Source organism: Erysipelotrichaceae bacterium 66202529 (assembly GCA_017161075.1).
In the GTDB taxonomy this organism is placed as follows: Bacteria; Bacillota_I; Bacilli_A; order Erysipelotrichales; family Erysipelotrichaceae; genus Clostridium_AQ.
Map to the genome: position 1 here is coordinate 4,362,675 of CP046174.1, position 22,092 is coordinate 4,384,766.

The window sequence follows — 22,092 nt, forward strand, 5'->3', positions numbered from 1 at the left end:
GAAAAAATATTTTATGATACTGTTGAGCTTTTCATATACTGGGACATGAAATTTAAAAGGTTTTAACAGTTTATAAAAAAAATAAAACTTTTATTATGTGTAATTCTGTGCAATTAAATAAAAACTCGACAAATCCATACATTTACCGGTATCTGTGTTGAAGAAGCAAACCATACTGTTGAAAAACAAGCATGTTTTCCGCCAGTATCCTATCAATTGGCTATTACCGTTATAATGAACATGCAAAATAAAAGGAGGAGCTCCTATGTCAGACACATTGAAGACAAAAGAAAAAATTATATTGTATGTCACAATGCAGACTGAACAATTCTGTATACAGGAAAAGCTTTCATGCAGTGCCGCAAGTGTCTGTGAAGATCTATCTATCTCCAGATCACTGGCTTCCCAGTATCTGAATGATCTAACAAATGAGGAAAAGCTGATTAAAATTATATCAAGACCTGTTTTCTTTCTTCATAAAGAAACCATAGAAGCATATTTTGATATTTCCATAACACAATATCAATTTGAAGATATAGATGAATTTCATCAAATGCTGAAAGAAGCACGGACGGATAGAAATCATTTTTCAAGAATGATTGGAGCGAAAACATCGCTATCTCACTGTATACAGCAATGTAAATCTGCCATTCAGTATGCAGAAAACGGGATACCTATTCTATTACGCGGAGAAAAGGGTTGTGGAAAGCGTTATCTGGGCTCACTTCTTTACGATTACGGAAAAGAGACAGGTGTTTTTAATGGTCAATCAGGTTTTTTCATTTATGACTGCACAGCTAATATAAATAAGACAAACCAGTCATATGATTTAAAAAGAATCTTTGGCTATTATAGCAGTTCAAAGTCAGAAAACGAAAAGGAGAAATCTTCCCATCTAAATGAAGGCTTGCTTGACAGACTAAAAAACGGTCTACTATTTATACATCATGCTGAGCTGCTTAGCTTGTCTTGCCAGAAAATGCTTTGTAAATATATTCAGCAGGGCACTTTTATTCCTTTCGGCAGTGATAAAGAGCGTGCATCAAAAACACATTTAATTTTTTCCACAAGTGAAAAAGGCTCAACGATTTTTGAAAGTGAGCTGTTTCATTATATTCCCATCGTTTGTCAGATTCCTGCCTTAGATGAACGCTTCAGTGATGATAAAAGGGAATTGATCTATCATTTCTTTCGAATGGAAAGCCGTAAGATTAAGAAAAAAATCATGGTAAACGACCATGTTTTGCAAACACTTATGAATTTTCATTTTCCTGATAATATTGAACAGCTGCAAAATACTATCAAGGCGTTATGTGTCAATGCATCCATGGAGGCAGAAGGTGATGTAATGAATGTTTATCAATATCATCTCCCTGATTTTGTTTTGATAGCAACACGCTATGAGGATGCACTGATGGAAGAACCGCATATGATAGATATATCGAAATTCCAACAGGATGATACTATTTACCGTATCCAAAAATATTTTCAGAATGTATTGCAAATATATGATCAATATCTTGACCATAGCTTAGCAATCGATGACTTTTTTGAGGCCTGTATTCATGAGATGAATACATATTATGATTATCTGGTATTTGAAAAAAGATATGCCAATAGCCGTATAAGCTCAATGGAGCAGGTTCTTGTTTCCATAATAGATGAATTCATCCATAAATATGATTTGCTTTTATCTGCCAGCTTTTCCTTCATTCTGGCTCGTATTATCACGACACTGACAACCGTTACAACCATACTCGATACGTGGGAAATGCGTAATCAGAAAATTCAAAGGCTATTAGATTTGTGTGAACAATATTATGAAAAGGAATATCAGATAGCCAGAGAATTGCGTCATATGATTATGAAAACATTAGATATAGCTATCGATGATATGAATCTGTTTTTCATTATCTTAAACATAAATTTTTTCAATCGTGGAAATCACTATCGTTCAATTACCGGTATTATTATATCTCATGGATATTCGACAGCAAGCTCTGTAGCAGATGCTTGTAATAGAATGCTGGGAAGCCACATTTTTGAAGCCTTTGATATGCCGGTCAATACCTCATTTGAACAAATCCTGTTTCGCCTAAAAAATTTTTTGAACAGCACTTACACAGGGAAAAATATTATTCTCCTGGTTGATATGGGTTCCCTGGAGCAAATCGGAGAACAGTTAGCCGAGTTATTCAATAGCAATATCGGTGTTATTGATAATATTTCTACCAAAATAGCCCTTGAAACAGGCGAAAAAATTCAGGCTGGTGAAAATCTTAAGGATATTCTGCAATATATGAATAATAAAACTGCAATCACCTGTCAGTTTTATGGTCATAGGAAAAAAGAAGAAGCAATTTTATTTACATCGGAGACAGGCACAGCTTCAACACAAAGAGTGATGCAGCTTTTTATCAACAGTCTTCCACATAAGCTCAATATACATATCCTAAACATTGATTTTGCGGAATTGGAACGGAATCGTGAACAAACCCATATATTTGAAATTTACGATGTTATATTTATTCTTGGCTCCATTGATCTCAACATACGGGATATACCGTTTATATCACTAGAGGACATCGTAACCTTTGAAAATGTACAGATTCTGAATCATTTATTAGGAGCCTACTTAAATGAGAAGGAGATTGAGATTTTTAACAAAAATCTGTTAAAGAATTTCTCGTTGGAAAATATCATGAATTTTTTAACAATTCTGAATCCTGTAAAGCTGCTCGATTTTGTTGAGGAAGGGGTAGCAGATTTGCAGAAAGCGCTGGAAGTAACTTTTGATTATAAAATCATCGTTGGCCTTTACATTCACATAAGTTGTCTGATTGAACGCTTAGTAACAAAACAGAAAACAGAGATATATGACGATTTAGATACTTTTCAGAGACATCATCAGGTCTTTATTGATATATTTCAGGAATGCTTCCGGGAACTTGCGAACCACTATAATGTGCAGATACCTGAAATCGAAATAGCCTATATATACCGCTATATTTATTCCAATATGGAAGGGAAAGGGGATACAGAATGAAAACTATTATTCTGGCAAGTCATGGTCATTTTGCAGAGGGATTGCTTGATACACTCCAAATTATCGCAGGAAAACAAAATCACATTGAAACTTATTGCGCATATACGAAAAAAGGTAATATTGTGAATGATATATCCAATTTAATGAAACGTCATGAGGGTGAGGAATTGATTGTATGTACGGATTTATATGGTGGAAGTGTAAATAATTGCTTTATGCAATATTTACAACGCCCCGGCTTTTATCTGATAGCCGGAATCAATCTTCCGATTTTGCTGGAAATCATATGCAGAGAACAGCAGGATACGTACAGCATGTTAAATGATATACTTAAGCAAAATGATCAGTATATAAAATTCTGTAATCAAATCTCTTTGCAAAATGTAATAACAGAAGAATTTTAAATCTGCTTAGAAAAGAGTTAGGAAGCACTGCTATTATACTACGATAAGCAAGATACCGGATTATTGTTTAAAATCATCCCTCATATTTTATAAAGGAGTATTCAAATACTTTAAACATATATAAAAAAGGCCGCCTGATTACTGCAATCAAACGGCTTATTTTTATATGAATAACTTTGGGTTTTCATGTCTAATAGCTGCTATATAACTGCACAGCTCTGTATTTATGGATTAGGATGAATGTAAGGCAAGGATTATACAGAGCCATGCAGGGTATTAGTCATTCAGTTCCGGCACAATCAGAATCTTATAAAAGAACTCCTTCTTCTCTGCCATTAAATCCACTGCTTCTCTTGTTTTTGATAACGGGAACCTATGCGATATAATCGCCTCTGTCTGAATAATCCCTTTATCCAATGCATCCAGGGAAATATCCCATGCATTATGCGGGAATCGTTTGAATTTCCGTGATTTCAAATCTGCATAAAATGCTCTCTTTTAATACTACGCTTTTCACAGGCTTGCCAGTGCTGCCCTAAGCTTTGAATATATCAATCACTTTCTGTTTCCAGACCTTCCTCTCCATTTGATTCCAATACACGTTTATACCAGTAAAAAGAGTCCTTTTTAAATCGCTTCCCTGAACCACTGCCATCATCATTGATATCCACATATATAAACCCATATCGTTTACTCATCTGTCCTGTACTTGCAGCAGTAATATCAATACATCCCCAGGAGGTATATCCCATAAGCTCCACACCGTCCTGAATTGCCTCCTTCAGTTGAATAAGATGCTTTTTAAAGTAATCAATGCGATAAGAATCATGTACCTTGCCATCAATGAGCTCATCATGCGCACCGATACCGTTTTCTACAATCATAAGTGGGATTTGATAGCGTTCATACAGCTGATTCAGAATAATACGAAGTCCGACAGGATCAATTACCCAACCCCAGTCACTGGATATGAGATGTGGATTTCGCAACAGCCCCAGCATTCTCTCATCCTCTGTCAGATTGGTTAGGTGATCCGGATTCAGCGGAGTTACTCTTGAATAATAATAACTGAGTGAACAGAAATCTACACAGCCCTCAGCAAGTATTTTTGCATCTTCCGGCTCCATGTTAATCTCAACACCCTTCTCTGAAAAGAAACGAGCCGCATAAGATGGATAGGCTCCTCTTATCGAAACATCTGTATATAAGAAAATTTCATGATTCGCTTCGATACTTTCCATAACATCCTCCGGTTTACACGTATATGCATAGCTTGGCACCCCGTTAATCATACACCCAATCTTCATATCCGGATTCCTATCATGTGCAGCCTTCACCGCCAATGCACTGGCAACCATTTGATGATGTCCAGCCTGAAACATAATCTGTTCCCGATTATCGCCGTCCTCAAAGGTAAGACCTGCCGCATGCCATGGAAGGACACTGGCAAAATTTAGTTCGTTAAAGGTTATCCAATATTTAACCTTTTCTTTATAACGATCAAACAAAGTAATAGCAAATTTCAAATAGAAATCGATCAATTTTCGATTTCTCCAGCCACCATATGCATCCACAAGATGTAAAGGCATTTCATCATGAGAAATCGTAATTAAAGGCTCAATTCCATTCTTTAATAATTCATCAATCACATCATCATAATGCTGTAGTCCTTTTTCATTTGGCTGTTCTTCCTCCCCTGTCGGATAAATCCTTGTCCATGCAATTGACATTCGGAAGCAATTCATTCCCAGCTCCTTAAACAGCTTAATATCCTCTTTATATGTATGATAGAAATCAATGCCGTGATGTGACGGATAAAACACATTAGGAAGCACTTCATGCTTTTCCGGTACAGCTTCTCTTGTCCCATGCGGCAGTATATCTACAATACTGATTCCCTTTCCATCTTCATTCCACGCACCCTCAAACTGATAGGCACTGGTAGCACCTCCCCATAAAAAGCCCTTAGGAAATTGTTTATTTACTTTCATTATAAGTCTCCTTCTTATGTAATATGTATTTTTTTAATAAATGATTGGTAGCTGTCACATTCCAGCAAATCCTGGAACCTTGCTTCATCATCAAACACACTGAGGATGAGATCATACAGCTTTGGTACCTGATCAAAGCTCTTATGCAGAGCAAACATCAAAACGACGTCTACTTCAAAGCCATCCCATATGATTGGTTCCTTTAGTAAAGCAACAGCAATACCATTCTTCTTTGCAATCTTTTTTGTTGTATGAGGAATTGCATATCTTGCTCCGAAACAGGTTGGAGCAATCGCTTCTCTCTCATATATATGTTTCTTAAATGCTGCATCCACATATCCGTTTTTTTCTAACAGATTACACAGATATGTGATTGCTTCATCCTTTGAATGTAGTGAAGCTGGAATACAGAACAAATCTTCCGTAAAGTAATTATGTATCATAATATTCTCATAGGATTTCTTAACCCGCACGCTCTTTACAATCTGCTCGATTTTCTCATATTCTTTCTGTTGAAGATAGTTATCCAGCTTATATACAGGAATACCCATCTGTTCATTTAATGAAACCATCGTTAAAATGATATCCGGCTTTTCAGCATAAATTGTTTTAAAATCAAACATGGAAAAGCAGCCGATCATTTCAATATCCGGTATCGCATTCATATACTGTGTAATCATATGCGTAACAGAATTTCCATAAGGATTGATCAATGCAATCCTTACAATCGAAGTCTTTATGCTTTTGATACCATTCATTATGTGTAATGCAATGAAGCTGATTTCATTTTCATCAAGATCGTAGCTTGTTTGCTCCTGAAAACGAATTCCAATATATGCTGCAATATCATACACAAGAACAAAATTCTGTTTCAACTGGGATAACAGTGGGTTCTTTATAAGCATACCAGACTGGCATCGTTCTTTCAGATTAAGAAGATGTAACGTAAGATTTTCTTTTAAGTCTTGATTTTCATTAAAATTTATACTGTAAATATCATAGATTTCTTTCAATACCTCTGTTAAAAACATCATAATATGTGCATAATCCTGATGCTCTGCATTTCCTTGCTGAAAAAGCTTCTCTATCTGCTGAATTCCTTCTCTTGTAAAGGTTGTATTCATCCGATTTGATATAGTCTCCAACAATGCTCTTACTTCTTCATCACAGTCCAATATGCTTTGTGAGATGTTACTGATGTAGGATGAATTACTGAGATACATAAGCATATGCAACAGGATAGAAAACATTTTAAAGTCAGATATCGTTAAATTTCTTGCATGAATAAAGTCCATGAGTATGGCGGATAACAAATTTACATCTATGGTATCAAAGCATTGATCAAGTACTGCTACATCAAAACGCTGATGCTCACTTTCTTCCAATAGAAAATATGTCAGAACCTTCCTTTTTTCAATTTCATCACAATTCAGAAACAGACAGTTCTGCTTTCTTGTAATTTTAAGATTTTGGAATTCCTTCTGTATTTGTTTATTTATACCGCTTATTTCCTTATTCAGTGTTGAAGGGCTGATATAAAATTTATCTGCCAGCTCGTAATAATCAACATGTTCATTGAAAAGAATTTCTTTTAATATCTTTATATCTCTTTTTCCCTCATCTGTAATACAATAGTTCTGATTAAGACAGGTATTCTTATCAATAATTACATAGCCCTTCCCTTTCATAGAGGATATCGTGGCAGAGCCTGTTTTTCTATTGATTTCTGCTATTTCTCCATGTATCGTTTTCTCGCTGACCTCTATGATACCTGCAAGAGTAGCTGCTGTGCAAAATTCGGATTCCTTCAATAGTATATCAATAATTTTCTTTTGCCTCTTTGACACATTGATCTCCACGATATCTCATCCTTTCTAACTTACTGATTCCAGGTATATGCGTATTCGTGATTCATCAGATATGGTGTATAATACGCTACCATGTTTGTTAACGGTAATACATCACTATGCAAATATATACCCAGTGTCTTTTCCAGATATTTTCTTCTTTCCTGCATACGATTCCAGGTATCCGGATAAGCCTTTTGAATTTCCTTTTTCAAATTATCATCCGCAAGAACAATTCCGTTTTCACAACAGCAGCCAGGATATCCTTCCACTGAGGGAATGATATCAATCTGTAAAATCATACCGCTCCTTAATTGTTCCTTCGACCCTTCATATATAGGGCTGCTCAGCCATTCCTCATCGGCACTTAAATGACCCGGATTTAGTTTCCAATGAAATTTATCTTTTGGCAGTATTGTATCTACCAGATCATGTACCTCTTTTCCTTCCATACCTATATGAATATGTTCAAGCCAGGTGCAGATAGCTGCATAATAGGGCTTCGCGATCTTTTCTTCATAATCTCTTATATTTGATGGCAAGTCTTCTCTGCTATTTGCCACAAAAGCAGCCCTGCTTGCTAAACCACCCTTATAGCCGACAGTTAAAGAAATACGTTCCCCTTTCTGTACAGGTTTATGCATTGGATATAAATTCGCTTTTTCAAAACGCTTCCCACTGGAGCATATGGTTACAACATTATGTACCTGTCCCTCTGCTTCAAGCAATCCTCCCAGCTCGACCTCTGTTTTTCCAGGCTTTAAAGCCAGAATGGCTCTTTGCAAGCCTTTTGCTGCCAGTATCTGACCATATTCATAATGTGCAATTTCATTTGCATTATTTATTGTTCTCACCCCATAGGCAGGAGATATAAACAGATCCGTAGCATTCCTTAACACAGCTTTACAAGCTCTCATCGCTTCAATCATATAGAAAGGAATATCAAACAGCTCCTTTTTCAGGCGGTAAAAGCCCTTCCACCCGACAATACCAAGCTGCATCCCCTCCTGAATTCCCGCTTTTTTCAAAACATGTAGGAGATCCTGTTCTTCATTCAGCGGCTGATCCGGTAAAGAAAAGTAAGACATATGCAATCCCTTTGCAGCAATTCTTGCATGCCTGGCTAAAGAAAGCACCTCATTTCCAAGAAGCAGATATGCATCTTTATTTTTATGAAGAATAAGCAGTGCTTCTTCAAAACGCGGAATAAATCCGGTTAAATATTCAAAATTTGCTCCATGCTCTACATCTGCATACACTGCAATACAATCCAGTTTCCTCTCCTTCATTTTGCATATAACTTTGTCCAATCTTTCCTGTATGGTAGCATCCGATAATAAAACCGGAGTACAAGATTCCTCTTCAGGAAACGGTACTTTTTTTAATACAACATTTTCATAGCAATCATTTAACATAATTCCCTCCTCTTTCACTACAGGTATTAGCTTTTTATCCTCTGTCATAACAAGTCCATGATCTGACAGCTTGCAATATGGACAAACCAGCAGATTCATAATCGTAATTCTGGAAACCGGATTTTCAAGAAAGGTATTTCCCAGCCTTCGGAAAGCAGCTGCCATGGTATTTACCTGCTCTGCTGCTTCCTCTGCAGCTGCTGAGGTCATCAATCCGGCTACTGGAAGCGGCATTGCTGCAATAACATGTCCATGTTCAACAGCACAGAATCCGCCGTTCATTTCTTGTATCTGGGTAACAGCCAGTAAGCCATTCTCCAGAGTATCGTATACAACGCATATATTGTGACTGTCATGCGATATACTGCTGGCTACGGCACCATGATCGATGCCAAATTTTTCTACTATACAAACTGCTCTTTGCTTTTGATTATAACGGTTGAATACAGCAAGATACAGTTGCTTATGCTTTCTATTAAGCTGAACGTTCCCTTTGTGAACCATACAAACTCGTGTTTTTAAATATGATGTCGATGTATATTCTGATTCAAAACTTATGATATTTAATTTAGAAAATGGACCTTTTGCTTTTATCATGAAATCAGACATATGAAACGGTGTCATACGAACGGTATTTTTCTTTTCCATTTGCTTAGTATATGCAGAAATTTTTATTGGCTTTAATAATTTCTGTCCTTTACATACAGGCTTTCCCTCATAGAATACAGCTTGTACCTGTAAATTGGTTGTATCATTTAACAGCACTATATCAGCAGCATATCCAGGGGCAATGGCTCCAAGCTGTGGCAGATTCGCTTCCTGAGCAACATGATAGCTTGCAGCAAGCAATGCATCCTCAACCGGCATACCAAGGGCTACTGCCTTTTTTATCATATAATCCATATGTCCCAAATCCTCTGTCACATTACAGCGGCGGTCATCGCTACAAAAGCAGATACGGCTATAGTCACGGATATCCTGAAAGGCCTCCAGTATTTCCTTCATACGCCCCTGCGTATTCGCCTCTCTGATATCAATCCACATACCCTTTCTGTACTTTTCAAGAGCTTCTTCCCCTGTTTTTACTTCATGACAGGATTTTGGGCCTGCACACAGATAGGCGGAAAGCTTTTTCCCCTGCAGCATGGGAGAGTGACCCTGTAAAAAGCAGTCCTGCTTTTTGGCAGCCTCCAGTAGATCATGTATACGTTTATCACCGGAAAGAACACCTTCATAATCCATTACCTCCCCTAACCCAACAACACGGGGATGATGAAATAATTCCTTATAATCGTCAGCATATAATTCAGCTCCGGCGGATTCAAATCCTGGAAGACTTGGGACACAGGATGGAAGCAGCATCAGCTGTCGCATGGGCAGATGCTCTGATGCATTTAGCATATATTGGATTCCTTCAACCCCCATAACATTTGCGATTTCATGAGCATCCTCCAAAACCGTTGTCGTTCCATGCGGCAATACCATAGAAGCATAGTTTTCCGGAACCAACAGGGAGCTTTCTATATGCGTATGGGCATCTATAAAGCCCGGACACAAGATACCCTGTAAATGCATATGCTCTTTTGATGGTAGTAATTGGCTTTTTGTATCATAATCTACATGTGTGATAAACGAATCCGTTATATAGACAGTACCATGCAAAAATTCTTTCGTAAATACGTTAAAGATTCTGCAGCCAGTGATTACTAAATCATTTTCTATTTCACCCATCGCCGCAGCTGTAAGCTTTTTCGTATTTGCTTGCATTTTATACATCATCCGGCCTGTGCTTCATCCTGCTGTTCTATTCTCAACTGCTGCTTTTCATAAATCTTCATGAATGGGAAATATAGAATCATATCAATGACAATCAGTATAGCAACAAGAATAACTGCTTTAAAATCTCCTGTTGAGAAATATGCTCCAAAAATACTAGGCATATTAAAGGAAAGCATCGCATAGGTTTTTCCTATCAGTCCTGTATTTAAACAAAGGAATGCTATGATTGCATTTACAACAGAAACAAGGGAACAGGGTACAAAGAATATAGGATTTAACATCATAGGAAGTCCGAATGTAATCGGTTCGGATATTCCGAAGAATGCAGGGATGATCCCAACCTTTCCTACGATTTTTAACAATTTTGCTTTCGAGAAACAGAGGAGAATTGCAAGCGAAAGACAGGAGCCTACCCCACCGATACAAACAAAATAAATCCAAAATGCTTCCGTCAGTATTGCAGTAGGTACCATTCCTGCGGAAAGCTGTCCTGCATTTGCAGAAATATTCATCATCATAATTGGCCCCATCAGTCCCCAGAACGTTGCATTATGAATTCCGAAAAACCATGCTGCATTTATGATAAAGGTCATGAGCAGAATAAACCATAAGCTGTCTGTTGCTTTAATTTGCGGAGCAATTACAGAGCTAAGCCACATTGCAAAGGTTGTATCCATATTATGGAATATAATAAACATAATCAAATATAAAAACATGATCAGTACTGCAATCGATAAGGATGCAAAGGTCTCTGATAAAGATGCTGGAACACTGTCCGGCATTTTAATTTTTCCGAAATTTTTAGACTTCAGAAAGCGGTAAATCTCCACTGTGACAATAGACACAAAGATACCTACCAGAAGACCCTTCCCATCCAGAAAATTCAAATCTGCAAGCGATAACCCATATTGTAATTTTTCTATTCTCACTGCCAGCATAAACAGACCAAAAACGGTGATAAAGTTTGGAATCAGTTCCTCAATATTGTAGTTTTTACACAGATAATGTGTAATACCCAGCGCAACATATAATGTTATAAAGCCCAGACTTAAAACAGAAATCCAGGAAAATACATACCCGTAATCTGACACAAAGCCTGCCCATGCAAGAAGAAAGCCATTGGTTGTTTTTTCTGTTACAGGAGCTGCTGATATAACCGCTGATAAACCGCCAAAAACCATAATAGGCAGTATGGTCATAAATGTGTTTCGAAGTGCAAGCAAGTGTGTCTGCGTACTCAGCTTCGCAGAAATATCAAGCACTTTAGCCTCAATTTTGTCCTTCATACTTTCCATTTTTTAATTTCTCTCTTTCATTATTTTTTTAACATCCTCGATAACACCCTTTGCATTCATCAACCCATAATAAGATGGATTCATGCTTACAACAGGTACTGAAGATTCCACAAATTTTTTAATTCGCGGAATTTCATGGCGGATCTGAGGGCCTACCAGAATCAGATCACAGCCTTGTAAATAATTCATGAAATCTCCATCACCATATGCTTCAACATAACAATACCCCTCTGACTGCTCATTCATTTTTTTTGCCATCATTGCTGTGGACATCCCTGCATTACATACGAGAATAATTTTTAACATTATGCATCATCCTTTCATTTCACTTAAACATTTGAATAATTCCCTTGTCATTTGATAAATGATTTCACTAGCCATCATTTGATCCTCTGCATGAACCATCAATAGACTGACTTGATCAAAATCACCACTGGCAAATTGCTGCAAAATTTTACTATGAGCACGTTTCGCAGTATAAAGATTTTCTTCAGCATCTTTATAAAGGTTTAATCCTGTATTTTTTTTCCCCTCACGATAATTTTCTAATGCTTCAAAACACAGTGATCTGGCCTCCCCGCTATAGGATATAATCTGCATAAGAGAGATTTCCAATTCTTCCATTGCCATGCCTCCTTTCGATTTCAGTATATCATTGCAGCAAATTTCATGTTTTCTTTAACTTCCCCTTCTAAGAGAAGAACAGTGAAACTATATTTAACTAATAACTATATAAATAAAAAGCAGCCACACCCCTATAGATGTAACTGCATCTTCCCTTACATTAACCTTTTTCTTATACCTTTTTATTTGATGTCCTTAGATCATATTTTTCAATTCATCAAGACTATGTAATATATAATTGCACATGGATTCAATTTCCTTTGTAGGCGGAACCTTGTCCGGTATCATCACAACGTTTGTATTTGCGCGATATGCAGAACGCACACCATTCAGACTATCCTCTACCACAAGACATTTCTGCGGCTGAACACCCAGCATTTCTGCCGTCTTTAGATATACATCCGGCGCTGGTTTTCCCTGACTTATCATTTCCTCATTGACGATAATTTCGAAGTAAGGTGCAATTCCTGCATGATGTAAATTGAATTCTACATCCTCTGCAGAAGCACTAGTCGCCATAGCAATACGGTATCCCTTATCCTTAACCATTTCCAGTAAACCCTTGACATCTCCCATAAGAGGTACACCGTTTTGCTGCTTTTCTTCCTTTTTATAAAGCGTATGAAGACGGCATGCTTCCTCCTGCGGCCAGCTCTTTGGCATGTATGTATCGAATATAACCTGCTGATCCTTTCTCGTTCTGCCAATCAGTGAAAGGATAAATGTGTCACTAGTGGGAAGGTGAAGCTTCTCACCAACTCTTTTCCACGCCTTCATCGAAATTGTCTCTGTATCAAACAGCGTTCCATCCATATCAAAAATAACCGCTTCCCATTTTTTCATTGCCAAGTCCTCCATATCAAAAATCCCTATAGCTCACTATAGGGAATCAGTCATCATCTTTATCATTTTTAGCCGGTAGCTTAAACACCTGCTCGCCTGGCTTGCTGACCATATATTTTCCTCTGGCAAACCGTTTTACATATTCCGGATTTTCCAGGTTTTCTTTTTCCTTGGACAGGTCATTTTTCTGATTTTCCAAAGAGCTTATCATTTCCTCTGAAGAAGTGATTTCATCCTTCAGCTTCATTGTCATCATAAGATCAGAGCTTGCAGCATAAATCAGAAAGCATGCAATGAAAATAGCAGCCAGACTTAAAAAGGTTTTAATCTTGTTTTTTTTCTTTTTGACCGTTCGTTTCTCGTTTGCCATGCTGCTCCTCCTTATATGCTGTAATCATATTATAAGCAGAGAAAAGCATTTTGACAAGGACTTTTTCATATAGAAAGGTACCGTTTTCAGATATAATATTCTAAATTATGATAATGTTTTGCAAATAGTTCTGTAATATATTTATTTTGGAATATCCACAGTATATAAAAACTCTGCAGTGTATATAAGACATCACTACAGAGTTATTTATCATCAGAATCATTACTGTTTCCACCCGGAAGCCGGAACACCTGTTCACCTTTTTTACTTACCAAAAATTTATCCCTTGCATAACGCTTCACATATTCAGGATCCTCCAGCTTTTTCTTTTGTGATGCAAGATCCTTTTTTTGTGTTGATAGCTTATTGATTGCTTCATTGTTTGCGGAGATTTCCTGTTTCAGATCCAGCATAACGATTACATCCTTACTTGCTGCATATATAAGATAACATGAAACCCCTATAGCGAGAAGACTAATCAGGAGTTTCATCGGATGCTTTTTTCTTTTTCTTTTTTTTACGGCTGCTTTTTTTTCGTTTTGCATTCGCTTTCCTCCTCTTCCTGATTTTGCCTGGTAATCTAATTATAGCAACTATTTTCGATTTGGCAACGAGAAGTTTCACTTTAAACGGATGCAGCAGCCTGCGGATTGCTGTAAAAAGCTGCATAAATACGCTGAGATACCATGTGAAATAAATAAAAGCGCCGAGAAGAAAAAAGCAGATGAGATAAATATTGGTGATACCACCATTGATCTTGTACAGTCCAAAAAACATAAGGGATGTAAACAGAATATGATACAGGATCTCAACGATACCTTTGAAAATCGGAAAACGGAGATATTTCACAAAGCTGATTAAGAAACTGAAGCCGAAAGCATATACCCATCCCATTAAAAAATGATAGAGTATCGCCTGTATCTGAGTAGGCAGCAGCATTATTTAAAGATTTTTGAAATCACTGATTCCTTTCCGTTTCCCTTTTTATTGGATACATAGGATAATGCTTCAATGACGCCGCGAATCACCACATCACCGCGTTCCGTATCCAGCTTGCCAAGCGTCAGATCCTTTCCCTGAATTACCATCCATCCCTGTGCTGTCTCTAACAGAAATTCACTGGAATCGAAGCTGTCTATCTGCTTGACACCGGTCAGCTCCATCACCTTTCGATCCTTGATAACTACGTTATGATATGGATTCGTTTCAAAACGAAGCGGATTGCTAATGTTATCTTCCATACAAGATTCCTCCTTATTTCAATTTCATTACAATCTATGTATGAAACAGGACGAATAGAACGTATGAGGAATACAAAAAAAATATCCCGGCATTACTGCTCTGCCAGAATATCTTTTACTTCTTCTTTTTTTATCAGCTTTTCTTCTATGACCTCAAACATCAGGGAGGCATCATTTTTATTGGCCTGCTTTTGAATCATCGTTACCCTAACTGTTAATTCCCGATACCCGAAAATAACCTTGATCGTATCACCAATCTTAACATCTGTTGAAGGCTTTGCGATTTTTCCGTTTACATAAACACGCTCCTGATCCGCAAGCTCCTTTGAAACTGTTCTGCGTTTCAGTATGCGCGCCGTTTTCAGATATTTATCAAGACGCATAATTCTCACCTCTACAGATAAGTTTACCATTTATTGCTGCTGTTGGCGAGATAAAAGTTGTACAAATGCTTCTACAGCATATAGCTCTGATTTTTCAAGCTCTTTTTTATCAAATACGATAATAAAGGAGCCATACCAGTCACCATAGGCGGTCACTGGATAAATCAAACCCTTATAGCGCTGTGCACTATCCTCATAAATACGTTCATTTTCAAACTCCTTCATACGATGTGTCTGTGCTATCATAAGAAAGTGTTCATGCACCTTATGCTCTGTTTTCACCAGACATTCATCCTTCAGGAAAAAGACTGTATTCTGATATATGGCACGCAGCGTATCACACATGATCATGATTTCTTCCATATGCTTGGACATAACATCAAATTTCTGAATCACGATTCTGTCATTATCGATAAAAAATTCGATGGAATCTCCTTCCTTCATGCGGTACTGCTTTCTAATTTCTTTTGGTATGACCAGTCGTCCAAGGTCGTCAAGACGTCTTACAATTCCTGTCGCTTTCATTTATAGACACTCCTTTTCTTCAAGTAGTATGGACATAGATATTCGCTTTATACCTTATTGTCTATAGAAAGTCTGTATTGTCATCATAAGAAAAGTAATCGTTTTCAAACATATTTTGCTTAAAAATTATCGAAAATGAAGGTAATTTTTCACAAAACTAATTGTTATAACAAATATAACTATATTAAATTAACCTTTTATACATAAAAACATTTAGAATGTATGTGTCAATAGAAATAGGAGTGATCTGACATGACAATGGGACAAGTATGTTGTGAGCGGATTCATGATCTGTGCGACGAGAGAAAAATTTCTCTGAACAAGCTCAGTATCATGTGTGGAATGACGCAGTCTACGCTGAGCAACATCACATCAGGAAGAAGTAAGAATCCTACCGTTTCAACGATTAAGAAAATCTGTGACGGACTGGATATTACTCTTGTTGAATTTTTTGATACCGATGTATTCAAAAATCTGGATCAGGAAATTAAATAGGGGTTTACATCACCTGAAAAAAACGGTTATGGGAATTATTCATGCAATCCCATAACCGTTTTTTTATTAGATAAGTAAGAAATGGAGCTATATCTTTTATGCGTTACAGCCCCATCTTTTTATCTTACTTTACATATGCTTTTAAGCGTTTGGAAGGCTCAGTACTCTCCCATTTTACCTGCAAATCCTCACGACCGAAATGCCCGTAAGCTGCAAGGCTTCGATAAATTGGCTTGCGCAGCTCCAGGGTATTGATAATTGCAGTAGGGCGAAGATCAAATTCTTTTCTTACGATATCCGCAATCTCCTCATCGCATAGTATTCCGGTACCGAAGGTATCCGCAAGTATGCTGACGGGCTGTGCCACACCAATCGCGTAGGCAAGCTGAATTTCACACTTTCGTGCCAGTCCGGCTGCTACAATATTTTTGGCAACATAACGTGCAGCATAGGCAGCACTGCGATCCACCTTTGTTGGATCCTTACCGGAGAAGGCACCACCGCCGTGACGTGCCATACCGCCATAGGTATCCACAATAATTTTTCTTCCAGTCAAGCCGCTGTCTCCCTGCGGCCCGCCAATGACAAAGCGTCCTGTTGGATTGATATAGATTTTAGTTTCATCATCCATAAGTGCAGCATCCACAATTTCATCAATAACATGCTTCTTCAAATCCTCACGAATCGTTTCCAGTGCTACAGTATCAGAGTGCTGTGTGGAAATTACAATCGTATCCACACGGGTTGGACGATCGTTTTCATATTCAACGGTTACCTGTGTCTTACCATCCGGACGCAGATAATCCAGTGTACCATTCTTTCGTACTTCTGTAAGGCGGCGTGCCAAACGATGTGCAAGTGAAATCGGAAGCGGCATATATTCCGGTGTTTCATCACAGGCATATCCGAACATCATTCCCTGATCACCTGCGCCGTTATTTTCTTCTCCACCCTCTTTTGTTTCCAGAGAGTGATCAACACCAAGTGCTATATCCTTTGACTGCTCATCAATGGATGTTAAAACAGAACAGGTAGTTCCGTCAAATCCGTATTTTGCTCTGTCATATCCGATATCCAGTACAACATTTCTTGCAATGCTTGGAATATCTACATAACAAGAGGTGGAAATTTCGCCCATGATCATAACCATACCGGTTGTACAGCAGGTTTCACAGGCAACGCGCGCATCCGGATCCTGTGCCAGAATGGCGTCAAGTACTGCATCACTGATCTGGTCACAGATTTTATCAGGATGTCCTTCCGTTACTGACTCGGAAGTAAAAAATTGTTTGTTTAACATATTTGTATCCTCTCTTTTATATGAATTACTATCGTTCTTATTTTACATCTTTCCTTATTGCTAGACAAGCAGAACCTTGGAAAGTTGTAAATACATGAATCATTGATAACTGTGGAGCAGTAAATCAAATGATATTCAGGAAATACAATGAAATTATAATCATATATTTCTGTTGTTTCATGAAAGCTGGATGTTAAGAAGTATCGTGTATTTCTTTGATTGTATTATGATAAATTCCAAAGACTTACGCTTCCTTTCCCATTGGCTCTGTTCGTTCCAGCACTTCAATCACAATATACAGCCAGTCCTTAATTTTTGGCAGCTTCATGGTAATCTTACCATTTACAAAGCGTATGGTAATATTTTTTGATATCGTCGTCATCATTTCAAACAATGCCACGCCATCTATGCTGTTTGACCACGCACTGGTAAATGTCAGCTCGACCGCTTTTGGCAGCTCACGGAAAGCATCTACATGTACTTCATTGATGCATATATCCAGGCGCTTCTTTTCAAATAGCAGCTGCACCGCTTTCGGCAGCTTACCATAATTATCCTTGATTTCATCCATCATAGCAAGCAGCTCCTGCTTTGTATGTATATCCTCCATCCGCTGATACAGGGTGATTTTTTCATAATCCTCTGTCGCAAAGGTACTGGGAATATATGCATCCACCTTGACATTTGCCTTTGTCATTTCCGGCTTCACTTCCTGCTTGATTCCCTTTTTCTCCATGATAGCACTATTCAGCATTTCAATATACATATCAATACCGACCGTATCAATAAAGCCAGCCTGCTGTGGCCCCAGCATATCTCCGGCGCCTCGTATCGTCAAATCCCGCATTGCTATTTTATAGCCGCTGCCTAACTGTGTAAATTCCTTTATCGATTTTAACCGCTTCATGGCAATCTCACTCAACTGCTTTTGCGGGGAATACATTAAATAGGCATAAGCAAGACGGTCACTTCTACCCACTCTGCCCTTAATCTGATACAGCTGGCTCAAACCAAAGTGATCCGCATCCTCAATCAGAATCGTATTGGCATTGGGAATATCGATACCTGTTTCAATGATGGTTGTACAGACAAGCACCTGGTATTTATTATCGGTAAATTGCAGCATAACATCCTCGATATCCTCACGTGCCATCTGTCCGTGCGCAACACCGATTTCGACCTCCGGCATCGCATCACGCAGCTTGCGGGCGACATTATAAATTTCCTTTACATTGTTATACAGATAAAACACCTGTCCGTTTCGTGCAAGCTCCCGCTGTATGATTTCCTTTACCATCTGAAAATTCTTCTCAATGACGTATGTCTGTACCGGCATACGGTTCATCGGCGGTGTTTCCAACTGTGACAGGGAACGGATACCGATTAGGGACATCTGCAGGGTACGCGGTATCGGGGTCGCACTTAGAGATAACACATCCACACTGTTTTTCAATTCCTTTATTTTTTCCTTATGCTCCACACCAAAGCGCTGTTCCTCATCAATGACAAGCAAGCCAAGGTCTTTGAATACGATATCCTTTGACAACAGACGGTGTGTCCCAATCAAAATATCTACATTGCCTTCCTTCAGATCATGAATGATATGCTTCTGGTCTGCCGGCTTGATAAACCGGTTTACCACAGCTATATTTACCGGAAAATTACGGAACCGTTTCCGAAAGGTTTTGTAATGCTGAAGGGAAAGAATTGTTGTTGGACATAAAAATGCCACTTGTCTGCCATCCGCTACTGCCTTAAATGCAGCACGTGCCGCAACCTCTGTCTTGCCAAATCCGACATCCCCGCAAAGTAAACGGTCCATCGGCTTTGCAGATTCCATATCCTGCTTGATTTCCTGAACTGCTCTTGCCTGATCCGGGGTCAGCTCATATTCGAAATCTTCTTCAAACTGCTTTTGTAACGGTGTATCCTTTGCGAAGGCATGACCGATATTTTCATCGCGTGATGCATACAGCTTTACCAGACGATCTGCCAGCTCTGCAATTTTTGCACTGACCTTTTTCTTTGTTTTCTCCCATTCCCCGCTGCCCAGCTTATTCAGCTTCGGACTTGCGCCTTCCTTGGAAACAAATTTACGAATGAGCTTAAACTGCTCCAAAGGGACAAGCAGAACATCATCTCCCTTATAGGCGATATGCAAAAAATCCTTATGTACACCATCTATTTTTTTATTTACAATTCCCAAATATTTACCAATACCATGCTGGTTATGTACAACGTAATCTCCGACACTTAATTCCTGATAATCATGCAGCACCTCCGCCTCTTTAAATTTATTACTATAGCGGGTCGCTTTTTTGACACTGTGGAATAATTCCTTGCTGGTATATACGCAGATTTGTTCCTTCAGACAGGTGAAGCCTTCCGGAAGGCGCATCTTCAGAAACTGGATACCTTTTTCCAATGTATCCTTGTTTGTTACCGTGCGCCAGAATACGTTAGCTTCCTCCAGCAGCTTTTTCACCTGTTCCTGTTCCTTTTGATCAAGGCAGAGCAAAACCTTTTTCTCTCTGGCCTGATGCAATACCTCCTGCATCGTTCGCTCCAGATTGATATCTCCAAGCGACATGGTCATAATCTGTGAGGTAATCGGCTTTTTATAATCTACAAACTGATGAAAATCCATGCGTGCATGCTGTTTTATAGCAGTGCTTACATCTGCAAATACATCAAAGCTGTGCAGACTGATTCCCTCCTGAAACAGCTCCTGCAAATAAGCAACCATTTCCTCATGCATATTTTTTATGCTGTCCTGTACTTCCTCAACGCTGGACAAAATAACCTGAGCATCCTGTGCATAATCAAATATCGTGCTTCTGTTTTTCAGGAAAGCGTAGTATTTATAAAATCTGCTTTCCATCATATGGTTACTGATCAGATCCAAATCCTCATTCACATGCTCCTGTAAAACCTTTTGCAAAGAAGCATCATGCTGCGGCAGTTGTTTTTTCAATTCTTTATTGGCATGCTCCACAATTTCCGCTACCTGTGCATCAGTAAACAGAAGGTCGCTTGCAGGGATAATCATAGCATCCTTCACAATTTCTATCGTCCGCTGTGTGGAAATATCAAAGAAGCGGATACTGTCTATGATATTGTCAAAAAATTCGATACGCAGCGGATGGTCGTAATTCATCGAATACACGTCAATAATGCCACCACGCGCTGCATAGCATAAAGGCTGATCAACACGACTGACATGCGTATAGCCAGCCTCAAAGAGTAACTGCTTTAAGTCCTCATATTCTATTTCCTGATCCTGCTTCAGTGTGATGCAGTGATTTCTAAATATTTCAGGGGATGGCAGAAAACGTATCGCTGCCGCGGTATTAAGTACGGCAATATAGGAATCCTGCTGCTGCAGACGGGCCATACTTTCCATCTGTACCGCCTTGGCCTCCGGAGATGCGGCAATCGCTTCCACACGCAGTGACTCCTCCAATGAGAAAAGCAGCACTTCGTCCCCAAGGAGAGCCTGCAGGCGCTCATAAAGTTTCTGTGCTGTATAGGCATTATTTTTGATAATCAGAAGCTTGTGCGGTTTCTTGCGGTAATCTGCCGCGAGTAAAAGAGCTTCCTCCATATAGGATAAATTTCCTAATACACTTTCTTTTCTCTGAATACTTAAAACAGCATCATTCTGCTGCAGCTCCTTCAGAAGAATATCCATATTCATTCCCCTATTTCCTGTTGAACTGACTCATCGTATCCATAAAGGAATGAGAGCAGCTGTAGATTGCCGCATCTCTTGCCAGCTCCACTGCTGATTTATAATCATCCAGCTCTTCTTTACGTATCTTCCCCAGTACCCAGTCAATGACAGGAATACGGGCATCCTTACCGATACCGACACGGATTCTGTCAAATTCCTGCGTACCGATATGACGAATGATGTTTTTCATACCATTCTGTCCTCCGGCACTTCCCTGTGCACGCAAACGGATTTTTCCAACAGGAAGATCCAGATCATCATAAATGACAAGCAGATTTTCCGCAGACAGCTTATAAAAGTCCATGGCTGCACGTACCGCCTCACCGGATAGATTCATAAAGGTCTGCGGCTTCATCAAAAGTACCGATTCACTTCCAATTCTCGTATTTGCAATCAATGCCTTAAATTTCTTTTGTGCTATATCAACACGACATTCTTCCGCTATGGCATCCAATACACAAAAGCCGGAATTATGACGTGTCATTTCATATTCTTTTCCTGGATTTCCCAGTCCTACGATCAATTTCATGCAATCACCTCAGTTTCGCTTTCTATATTATACCAAAAAAGCGCAGAATTACATCCCAAAAAGCCTGTTTTTACTGGATAGGGATGGTTATTCACTGATAAATAAAAAGCTGATAGCAGAAAACACAGCAAAAATCATGATTGTTATGTTTTCTATTACCAGTTTGAAGTAGACAGCAGTATAAGCAGCAGGCTTCTTCCTGCTTTTCCTGTACTGCTTTATGCGTTGTTTTTTGTAGACAAGACGGTTATTGTACGTAGATTTCTTACAAA

At 38.6% G+C, this 22,092-nt stretch carries 19 protein-coding genes and 1 pseudogene; 3 read left to right on the forward strand and 17 right to left on the reverse strand.

What is annotated here, in order from left to right:
• The first annotated feature begins 265 nt into the window (after nt 1-265).
• Together GKZ87_20620 and GKZ87_20625 are read left to right on the forward strand one after the other, a co-directional pair.
• Nucleotides 266-3,046, forward strand: coding sequence for a PRD domain-containing protein (locus GKZ87_20620; GenBank protein ID QSI27734.1), 2,781 nt, complete (start codon nt 266-268; stop codon nt 3,044-3,046).
• The gene (locus GKZ87_20625; protein ID QSI27735.1) at nt 3,043-3,450 is read left to right on the forward strand and encodes a PTS mannose transporter subunit IIA; all 408 of its coding nucleotides are present in this window, start codon (nt 3,043-3,045) and stop codon (nt 3,448-3,450) included. The genes GKZ87_20620 and GKZ87_20625 overlap by 4 nt, the downstream gene beginning before the upstream one ends.
• Before the next feature lie 276 nt (nt 3,451-3,726).
• Here GKZ87_20625 and GKZ87_20630 read toward each other — a convergent pair.
• From GKZ87_20630 to GKZ87_20695, 14 genes and pseudogenes are all read right to left on the reverse strand, one after another.
• Nucleotides 3,727-3,976: pseudogene (locus GKZ87_20630) on the reverse strand (galactitol-1-phosphate 5-dehydrogenase).
• A gap of 25 nt (nt 3,977-4,001) precedes the next feature.
• Nucleotides 4,002-5,441 (reverse strand): family 1 glycosylhydrolase, encoded by a 1,440-nt coding sequence (locus GKZ87_20635; protein ID QSI27736.1) that lies wholly within the window; start codon nt 5,439-5,441, stop codon nt 4,002-4,004.
• A 14-nt stretch (nt 5,442-5,455) separates the two neighbouring features.
• Nucleotides 5,456-7,300, reverse strand: coding sequence for a PRD domain-containing protein (locus GKZ87_20640; protein ID QSI27737.1), 1,845 nt, complete (start codon nt 7,298-7,300; stop codon nt 5,456-5,458).
• A 20-nt stretch (nt 7,301-7,320) separates the two neighbouring features.
• The gene (locus GKZ87_20645) at nt 7,321-10,482 is read right to left on the reverse strand and encodes an amidohydrolase family protein (GenBank protein QSI27738.1); all 3,162 of its coding nucleotides are present in this window, start codon (nt 10,480-10,482) and stop codon (nt 7,321-7,323) included.
• Nucleotides 10,479-11,777: a PTS sugar transporter subunit IIC gene (locus tag GKZ87_20650; GenBank protein QSI27739.1), complete on the reverse strand. Its 1,299-nt coding sequence runs from the start codon at nt 11,775-11,777 to the stop codon at nt 10,479-10,481. The genes GKZ87_20645 and GKZ87_20650 overlap by 4 nt, the downstream gene beginning before the upstream one ends.
• Nucleotides 11,778-11,780: 3 nt before the next feature.
• On the reverse strand, nt 11,781-12,083 hold the full coding sequence (locus tag GKZ87_20655; GenBank protein QSI27740.1) for a PTS sugar transporter subunit IIB: 303 nt from the start codon (nt 12,081-12,083) through the stop codon (nt 11,781-11,783).
• 6 nt (nt 12,084-12,089) lie between these two features.
• Nucleotides 12,090-12,401, reverse strand: a complete 312-nt coding sequence (locus GKZ87_20660) for a PTS lactose/cellobiose transporter subunit IIA (GenBank protein ID QSI27741.1) — start codon at nt 12,399-12,401, stop codon at nt 12,090-12,092.
• Between the two features lie 195 nt (nt 12,402-12,596).
• Entirely contained in the window at nt 12,597-13,244 is a 648-nt protein-coding gene (locus GKZ87_20665) for an HAD-IA family hydrolase (GenBank protein ID QSI27742.1), read from the reverse strand.
• 46 nt (nt 13,245-13,290) lie between these two features.
• On the reverse strand, nt 13,291-13,614 hold the full coding sequence (locus GKZ87_20670) for a septum formation initiator family protein (GenBank protein ID QSI27743.1): 324 nt from the start codon (nt 13,612-13,614) through the stop codon (nt 13,291-13,293).
• A 203-nt stretch (nt 13,615-13,817) separates the two neighbouring features.
• On the reverse strand, nt 13,818-14,105 hold the full coding sequence (locus GKZ87_20675) for a septum formation initiator family protein (GenBank protein ID QSI27744.1): 288 nt from the start codon (nt 14,103-14,105) through the stop codon (nt 13,818-13,820).
• A complete protein-coding gene (locus GKZ87_20680; GenBank protein ID QSI27745.1) occupies nt 14,089-14,553 on the reverse strand; it encodes a spore cortex biosynthesis protein YabQ in 465 nt (154 codons plus the stop codon). Before GKZ87_20680 ends, GKZ87_20675 begins: the two co-directional genes overlap by 17 nt.
• Complete coding sequence (yabP, locus tag GKZ87_20685; GenBank protein QSI27746.1) at nt 14,553-14,855, reverse strand: sporulation protein YabP; 303 nt, start codon at nt 14,853-14,855, stop codon at nt 14,553-14,555. The genes GKZ87_20680 and yabP overlap by 1 nt, the downstream gene beginning before the upstream one ends.
• A gap of 92 nt (nt 14,856-14,947) precedes the next feature.
• Nucleotides 14,948-15,238, reverse strand: a complete 291-nt coding sequence (locus tag GKZ87_20690) for an RNA-binding S4 domain-containing protein (protein QSI27747.1) — start codon at nt 15,236-15,238, stop codon at nt 14,948-14,950.
• A 30-nt stretch (nt 15,239-15,268) separates the two neighbouring features.
• Nucleotides 15,269-15,763 (reverse strand): AbrB/MazE/SpoVT family DNA-binding domain-containing protein, encoded by a 495-nt coding sequence (locus GKZ87_20695; GenBank protein QSI27748.1) that lies wholly within the window; start codon nt 15,761-15,763, stop codon nt 15,269-15,271.
• 252 nt (nt 15,764-16,015) lie between these two features.
• Between GKZ87_20695 and GKZ87_20700 the strand changes: the two genes are divergently transcribed.
• Entirely contained in the window at nt 16,016-16,258 is a 243-nt protein-coding gene (locus tag GKZ87_20700) for a helix-turn-helix domain-containing protein (GenBank protein QSI27749.1), read from the forward strand.
• A gap of 124 nt (nt 16,259-16,382) precedes the next feature.
• Here GKZ87_20700 and GKZ87_20705 read toward each other — a convergent pair whose 3' ends face one another.
• The 3 genes from GKZ87_20705 to GKZ87_20715 all read right to left on the reverse strand — a co-directional run bounded on the left by GKZ87_20705 (nt 16,383) and on the right by GKZ87_20715 (nt 21,820).
• Complete coding sequence (locus GKZ87_20705; protein ID QSI27750.1) at nt 16,383-17,558, reverse strand: methionine adenosyltransferase; 1,176 nt, start codon at nt 17,556-17,558, stop codon at nt 16,383-16,385.
• Nucleotides 17,559-17,802: 244 nt separating this feature from the next.
• On the reverse strand, nt 17,803-21,249 hold the full coding sequence (mfd, locus tag GKZ87_20710; GenBank protein QSI28034.1) for a transcription-repair coupling factor: 3,447 nt from the start codon (nt 21,247-21,249) through the stop codon (nt 17,803-17,805).
• A gap of 10 nt (nt 21,250-21,259) precedes the next feature.
• Nucleotides 21,260-21,820: an aminoacyl-tRNA hydrolase gene (locus GKZ87_20715; GenBank protein ID QSI27751.1), complete on the reverse strand. Its 561-nt coding sequence runs from the start codon at nt 21,818-21,820 to the stop codon at nt 21,260-21,262.
• Between the last annotated feature and the right edge of the window lie 272 nt (nt 21,821-22,092).

What these genes read in the sequence shown, in the direction of transcription:
- yabP (QSI27746.1), bottom strand. Translation starts at nt 14,855, where the DNA reads ATGGAAGATAACATTAGCAATCCGCTTCGTTTTGAAACGAATCCATAT.
- GKZ87_20690 (QSI27747.1), bottom strand. Translation starts at nt 15,238, where the DNA reads ATGCGTCTTGATAAATATCTGAAAACGGCGCGCATACTGAAACGCAGA.
- GKZ87_20635 (QSI27736.1), bottom strand. Translation starts at nt 5,441, where the DNA reads ATGAAAGTAAATAAACAATTTCCTAAGGGCTTTTTATGGGGAGGTGCT.
- GKZ87_20670 (QSI27743.1), bottom strand. Translation starts at nt 13,614, where the DNA reads ATGGCAAACGAGAAACGAACGGTCAAAAAGAAAAAAAACAAGATTAAA.
- GKZ87_20650 (QSI27739.1), bottom strand. Translation starts at nt 11,777, where the DNA reads ATGGAAAGTATGAAGGACAAAATTGAGGCTAAAGTGCTTGATATTTCT.
- GKZ87_20700 (QSI27749.1), top strand. Translation starts at nt 16,016, where the DNA reads ATGACAATGGGACAAGTATGTTGTGAGCGGATTCATGATCTGTGCGAC.
- GKZ87_20695 (QSI27748.1), bottom strand. Translation starts at nt 15,763, where the DNA reads ATGAAAGCGACAGGAATTGTAAGACGTCTTGACGACCTTGGACGACTG.
- GKZ87_20625 (QSI27735.1), top strand. Translation starts at nt 3,043, where the DNA reads ATGAAAACTATTATTCTGGCAAGTCATGGTCATTTTGCAGAGGGATTG.
- GKZ87_20620 (QSI27734.1), top strand. Translation starts at nt 266, where the DNA reads ATGTCAGACACATTGAAGACAAAAGAAAAAATTATATTGTATGTCACA.
- GKZ87_20705 (QSI27750.1), bottom strand. Translation starts at nt 17,558, where the DNA reads ATGTTAAACAAACAATTTTTTACTTCCGAGTCAGTAACGGAAGGACAT.
- GKZ87_20665 (QSI27742.1), bottom strand. Translation starts at nt 13,244, where the DNA reads ATGAAAAAATGGGAAGCGGTTATTTTTGATATGGATGGAACGCTGTTT.
- mfd (QSI28034.1), bottom strand. Translation starts at nt 21,249, where the DNA reads ATGGATATTCTTCTGAAGGAGCTGCAGCAGAATGATGCTGTTTTAAGT.
- GKZ87_20660 (QSI27741.1), bottom strand. Translation starts at nt 12,401, where the DNA reads ATGGAAGAATTGGAAATCTCTCTTATGCAGATTATATCCTATAGCGGG.
- GKZ87_20645 (QSI27738.1), bottom strand. Translation starts at nt 10,482, where the DNA reads ATGATGTATAAAATGCAAGCAAATACGAAAAAGCTTACAGCTGCGGCG.
- GKZ87_20655 (QSI27740.1), bottom strand. Translation starts at nt 12,083, where the DNA reads ATGTTAAAAATTATTCTCGTATGTAATGCAGGGATGTCCACAGCAATG.
- GKZ87_20715 (QSI27751.1), bottom strand. Translation starts at nt 21,820, where the DNA reads ATGAAATTGATCGTAGGACTGGGAAATCCAGGAAAAGAATATGAAATG.
- GKZ87_20680 (QSI27745.1), bottom strand. Translation starts at nt 14,553, where the DNA reads ATGCTGCTGCCTACTCAGATACAGGCGATACTCTATCATTTTTTAATG.
- GKZ87_20675 (QSI27744.1), bottom strand. Translation starts at nt 14,105, where the DNA reads ATGAAACTCCTGATTAGTCTTCTCGCTATAGGGGTTTCATGTTATCTT.